The organism is Pseudoflavonifractor sp. 60 (assembly GCF_009911645.1).
In the GTDB taxonomy this organism is placed as follows: Bacteria; Bacillota; Clostridia; order Oscillospirales; family Oscillospiraceae; genus Lawsonibacter.
In genome coordinates this window covers 21568-27567 of record NZ_QWKI01000177.1, presented here as the reverse complement: position 1 = coordinate 27567, position 6000 = coordinate 21568, and the positions used below count along the sequence as shown (strand labels likewise).

At 51.9% G+C, this 6000-nt stretch carries 6 protein-coding genes; all 6 read right to left on the bottom strand.

Translation table 11 applies throughout. The annotated features are described in order from the left end of the window. Positions 1-212: 212 nt before the first annotated feature. Entirely contained in the window at positions 213-1616 is a 1404-nt protein-coding gene (locus tag D1646_RS18345; protein WP_160637852.1) for a relaxase/mobilization nuclease domain-containing protein, read from the bottom strand. 64 nt (positions 1617-1680) lie between these two features. Further along, on the bottom strand, positions 1681-2016 hold the full coding sequence (gene mobC, locus D1646_RS18340) for a plasmid mobilization relaxosome protein MobC (RefSeq protein WP_160637846.1): 336 nt from the start codon (positions 2014-2016) through the stop codon (positions 1681-1683). Between the two features lie 8 nt (positions 2017-2024). Then, positions 2025-2240, bottom strand: a complete 216-nt coding sequence (locus D1646_RS18335) for an LLM class flavin-dependent oxidoreductase (RefSeq protein ID WP_160637845.1) — start codon at positions 2238-2240, stop codon at positions 2025-2027. 306 nt (positions 2241-2546) lie between these two features. Continuing rightward, complete coding sequence (locus D1646_RS18330) at positions 2547-4340, bottom strand: recombinase family protein (protein WP_160637844.1); 1794 nt, start codon at positions 4338-4340, stop codon at positions 2547-2549. Beyond that, on the bottom strand, positions 4337-4507 hold the full coding sequence (locus D1646_RS24040) for a transposon-encoded TnpW family protein (protein WP_347565250.1): 171 nt from the start codon (positions 4505-4507) through the stop codon (positions 4337-4339). Before D1646_RS24040 ends, D1646_RS18330 begins: the two co-directional genes overlap by 4 nt. Positions 4508-5407: 900 nt before the next feature. Further along, complete coding sequence (locus D1646_RS18320) at positions 5408-5740, bottom strand: HTH domain-containing protein (RefSeq protein ID WP_160637843.1); 333 nt, start codon at positions 5738-5740, stop codon at positions 5408-5410. Positions 5741-6000 lie beyond the last annotated feature (260 nt).

The following is a 6000-nucleotide window of genomic DNA, read 5'->3' as shown; positions in this document are numbered from 1 at the left end:
ATTGTAGCTTGGGTATGGGCCGCTGCATAGGGCGGTCATCTTCCCCCGTTTTGGGGGTGTCACCATTGTAGCAAGCAATGCGCCGGTATATACCCGGCGCGTGCTTGTTGGTGGCTGACCGCCCCCAAACCCCTGTAAAACCGGGCGCAAGTGCGCCCGGTTTTTTAAGCCGCCTTCGGCGTCTGCTGTTACCCGCAGGGAGAGAAAAATCTTCAACGCGCCTCCTGCTGGCGGTCACGATTTTTCTCTTTTCCCGTCACGCCTAAAATCCGCTCCACGTTGTTTTTGGCGGTGAGCAGTTCTATCATTTTTGCCTTTGCCTGCTTGTACTCTGGATACCATTGTTTGTTCTCGGCCTGCAACATGGCATACTCCTGTTTCAGCGATTGCATAGACGGCAGCTTTTTCAAACCGAGAGAATCAAAGTACCGCTTCGCCGCTTGACAGGCCGTGATTTCACTGCTATGCTGTTCATAAAAATTTTCTCTTTTCCTGCCCGTCAATTTCCGATACTGTGCGTAAATCTCCCGTGTCTTACCGTAGGTTCCGATCTGCTTTTGCAGTTCAGAAATATCTTTCATTCTTGCACTGGCGGCTTTCGACTGGTCAGCTAAATCGTTGAATTTCTGAACTGCCGCATCACAGGCTTTTTCCAATTCTCCCAAGTCGGTCAGATGGTTCTCCTGCAAGTACATAACGGTCTTTGCCATCTCTTTGAGATTGAAAATCTTTGCCCAATGCTCAAACCCAGGAGAGTTGATTTTCTGCATCCTGGCTTGAATATCAATGAGCATATTCGGCTTGGAGGATGCTGCCGCTCTTGCTTTGGGAGCGACAATTCGCTTGCCGGAAATTCGCTCTATAATCGCCGCTTCGGTGTAATCGTCACCAAGAGAATCGCAGCGGATGAACCGTTTACCGTTTGGGATTTTGAACGCCAGATATTTGCCCCGCTTAACCTCCGCTCCCGCCGTTTTCATGGCGGCGAGGAAGCTGTCAAAATCCTTGCAGCCTTGACCGAGGGCGGTGTCGATGATCTGCTCCAACTGCTCCCGGATGGTAGGAGGCTTGCCCTCACCTAACCATATGCCGTAGCTGCCCCAGCTGGGTTTCGGCTCCGCAATCACCGACAGGCCATTTTCAAGGCACAGCATATCGGAGATTCTCCGAACTGCGAATGAGGACCGCCAGAAGTTTCGGAATTTCCGAGTGCAATCCAGGGCAGTTGAGTTGAACACGATATGAGAATGAATGTGGTGTTTGTCAACGTGGGTGCAGACGATAAAAGCGTGTTTGCCCTTCGTCAGCGACATAGCGAGGTCATAGCCGATTTTGTTCGCCAGTTCCGGCGTAATCTCCCTCGGCTTGAAGGACTGCCGCAGATGGTAAGCAATCACATCATTGTCCTTCCGTTCCCTGCCGGTAATGGCGGCATACTGCCGCTTAGAAAATAGAAACTCCTGGTCAGCAATGGACGGGTTACATTGGTAGGCCGTGACCAAATCGCCGCCGTTGGTTTTCTCTGGATTCTCTACATAGTCCGTCACCCGGCCCAGGGCTTCGGCCACGGTCCGGCCCTTGCCACTATGCAGCGGCATCAATCGTGTTGTCGCTATCTTCAAAACCTCCCCTCAAAAGAAAATGGTGGTGAGCGAAAAATCTTCGCCCACCACCAGACTGTCATTGAATTTTCGATAGCTGCTCCAAAATGCTCCCGAACAGCCCGCTGGCCTCCGTCAGCTTTGCGGTGATCTCGTCCACCTCGTCGGGATAGACCCCGCCGCCGGAATTGACCCGGCGGGCAATCTGATTCACATTGTTGGAGGTATACCGCAGGAGCTTGGCACACTCGTCCAGTTCCTTGATTTGCAGTTGGACAATGTAGCCGTCAATACACATCTTCCGAATGTAGGCGCTCATGTTGTGAACGCCCATCAGCGCCATCCTCTGCTCGATCAACCTCCGTTCCTCGTCTGTAACTTTGAAATAGATACCGCTGGTTTTCTCTTTCGCCATAGTCCTCCTTATTTCCGCTTCTGCCAAACGAGGTCATAGCCGAGAGCGTCAGCCAGTTCCACCGCCTCCTTGTAGCGCAGGGATTCCCGGCGCAGCTTGTCAGAGAGGTTGGGGACGCTGGGGCTCCATCCGTACTGTTCCGCCAGCTTTTCCACCAACTCGCTCATGGTGAAGCCCTCACGGACAATGTAGGCTTTGATTTCGTTCCTGATATTCATAATCATATCTCCTTCGATAATCGTATTCGCCATCCGGCGTAGAATTTGAAAACGCTCCCAGCGGCCTGGGCAAGCTGTTCACAATGCCCAGGCTACAGGAGCGCACAGCGGATTTCAGCGTTCAGCGTGAAGCCATGCGAAACCGTGAAAACCAGCAGAGGACAACGTACCGTGTTCGCTGTCCAGCGTTGCGTGTTTCCATGAAAAATCGCAATTCTGACGCTGTTTTGTTCGCTGATTTCACATGGATTGAAATTCAAGATGCAAAAAGGGCGGTCTGCTTGACGCAAACCGCCCTCTGGTACAGTATATTCAACTCTGAGCTTTCGCCTGTTTCTTTTTCTCGCGGGAACGCCTTGAGTATTCCCTCTGCTTTTCCCGTTTCTTCCGCAACCGCTCCTGTTCTGCCAGTTCCTCCGGTGTAGGCTCCGGGATAGGCACATCAAACTTGCCGATGAACTTCAAATAAATATCAACTTCCTGCACCCGTTCGCCGCTGGACCTATCCGGCGCATGGACAACGATCTTGTCCACAAACTCAAAAATCATCGGCGTGGTCAGCACCGAAAAATCGGTGTACCGCTTGACCAACTCCAGGAATTGATCGGCCCGGTCTGTATCGGCGTTGAACGCATCAAGTTCTGCCTGTTCCCGCTCAATCGCCGCATCCAATTCCTCCTGCTCACGCTCATACCCGTCCGACAGCAGCTTGAACCGCTTCTCCGTCAGACTGCCCGTGGCAAAGGATTCATAGAGCTTCTTTATCAGCCCGTCCAGTTCTGCGGACCGTTTGCGGTCCCGGTTCAGCTTGCGCTTCAACTCCTTCGCGGCGTTGTCCTGCCGAAGCTGGGAGGCGGCGCGAATCTTCTCGACAAAGCCCTTTTCATCGGAGATCGCATAGGCGCTGACTGTTCGGATGGTATCCAATATCAACGCCCGAACCGCTTTCGTGGATATATAGTGGCTACAACACTTCTGCTCTGACTGTTTGGCGGTCAGCATATAAGTGGCGCAATTATAATTATCGCCAGCGTAAAGACCGCTTTCCGGGTCAGGCTTCCAGCCCTCCCTTAATGCCCTGCCGCCCCGCTTATGATTATACATTCTGGCTCCACAGTCGGCGCAGAACATCAGCCCAGTCAGGGGATTAGCCTCACCCGTGGTGTCTGTCCGGCGTACCGTCTGCCGTGACCGCTGGGCAAGTTTCCACGTCTCCGCATCCACAATAGCTTCGTGGGTGTTCTCAAAAATCAGCCATTCCTCCGGGGGACGTTTTATCATCTTCTTGTCCTTATAGGAGGGCTTATAGGCGCGGAAGTTGACGGTATGCCCCATATACTCCGGCTTGGCAAGAATGTCCCGAATCGTGGCATCCGTCCAGTCATAGGGACGAGACATATCCGTTTTACTCTGGCACGTTCCCCGGCCCCGTTGGGCGAGATAGTAGGAGGGACGTTCCACCCTATCCTCCATCAGCGTTCTGGCAATCGAAAGAGGGCCTTTGCCCTCCACGCTCAACCGAAAAATGCGGCGCACAACATCCGCCGCTTCTTCGTCCACCAGCCAATGGTGCTTTTCCTCCGGGTCCTTCTTGAACCCGTAGGGGATCGTGTTGGTGACGGGCTTGCCGGACCGTCCACGCACCTGATACTGCGCTTTCTGTTTCCGGCTACAGTCCCGGACGTACCACTCATTCATGATGTTCAAAAAGGGCGCAAATTCCCCCGAATTGTGGTCAAAACTGTCCACACCGTTGGAAATAGCGATAAACCGAACACCCTTCTCCCTAAACAGGATTTCCGTATAAAATCCTGTTTGCAGGTAATCTCTCCCGACCCGGCTCATGTCCTTGGCGATCACGCAGCCGACCTTCCCGGCCTCAATGTCCGCCACAAGCCGTTTCCAACTGGGCCGCTCAAAATTGGCCCCGCTCCATCCGTCATCCGTGTAATGGACGCAATTTGTGAAACCATGCTGGGCGGCGTAGCTTTCCAACATGGCCTTTTGATTCACGACCGAGTTGCTGTCCCCAATCAATTCATCGTCATGGGACAATCTCTCATATAATGCCGTGATTTTCTCCTGCTCCAACCGCTTCTCGCTCATAGCGAACTCCCTTCAAGCGGCTGGCTCGTTTGTGGTGTGCCTATTATACCACAGTCAGCACCGTTTGTCACGGCTTCGCGCTGAATTAAACGCAGAATTTTGTCATTGATTGTCTCCTGGGCGGTGTCGCTGAAATGAACTCTGACTTTGTAGGTAGTGGAACCGATGCGGCGGTAAATGGTGGCAGTTTTCGCCTCTGCTGGTTGAATTGTAGCTATATTGGCCTTCCTTTCTTGCGGTAGGACGCAACCCGTAATATGATGGTGGCAGACGTTCCAGGCAAACAGAAAGCCAGCCCCCGGCTGCGTAATGTCATTTGCAGTCGAAAGCTGGCTTGAGTGCCTATGTACTTTTGTCGTGAAAGGACGTTAGTTTTCACAGCATCCAAATCATCCTCTCACTTATAGGAGAAAAACCGGGGGTAAAGCGGAACCATTTTCAAAGAGAATTTGAAAATTTCTTGGAGCGGCCCGGTTTGTTCGCCCATCTCTATTATACGGTCAAATTGGCCATGACCGCAAAAATATGGCGATAATGCAAGATTAGGCCGTTCTGTTCTGAAAAATTGCAAAAATGCAAGATGAAATCAGAAGTGCAGAATGCACACTTGATTTTGGTGTAACGTGACCGACATTTGTCGCTCACGTTTCTGACAAGCGAATACCATCGTTCTCCCAAGTATATTATGGGCGAAATCTAAAAAAACAGGCTAATGGCATGACAGTCCCATTTCAAAAAACATGACACCGCCCCTCGGATATACTTCGAGCGACAATTTGTCGCTCGAAGTTGTGCGGATATTGGTATCACCCCCTCCCATAGCACCGTCATTCACCACAAACGAGCAAGCCGCTATGTTGTATTAGGCGAAATCTCACATTCACCCTTTACAACATACATCTTTCTATCGTTTTGACGAGCAGGGAACGAGGGTCCACCCCCTTTCGTTCGTCCCCCGGCCCGCAGGCAGTCTTGGCGATTGTGCGGCTGATGCAGGATGCAGCACTTACATACTGAATATGAGCGGGAGTTTGTCCCGCTGTTTGTCAAGGTGCTGGGGATTTGCGTCAGGGAGCGAACTGGACGAGGATACTGTTGATCGTGTCGCGGTCCTCACCCGCAAGCTGATCTCTCAGGCTTCTGAGAAGTGCAGTCTGCGTTTGGTTAAGACTTCTTCTGGCATGGGATTTATGATGGTAGTAATAACCATCCATCACTCTGACCCCACCGCCAAAGCGCCCGCAGACAGTCTCAACAGGGTAAGAACACATGAGTACCGCGACATCCCGGCAGATTGTTCGCTTTGAGACATTAAACTCTTGTGCCAGATTGCCGTATGTATCGTGCCTTCTCAAGCACAACAACTCCAGCAGCTCTTGCCGTCGTTCGCTGGGACTCATACGTTCACCCCCTTCCCATTGCGCTCTGTGGACAATGGTAAGAGGTAACAACGACAGCCAGTGGCGTCGTGAATAAATTTTTTTGATTGAATTTTTCTGATTATGCACCTCCGAAATCTGAAAGCAGGTTGGATTCAAGTTCAGGTTCAGATTTCCAAGGCGGAGCACGGGCGTCGTACCAGTGAGCGGGAAAATTCAGCAAGAAACGACAAAACAAAGCGCCAGGAGGTGATTCAACCTTCCTGGCACTCTGCCGCGTT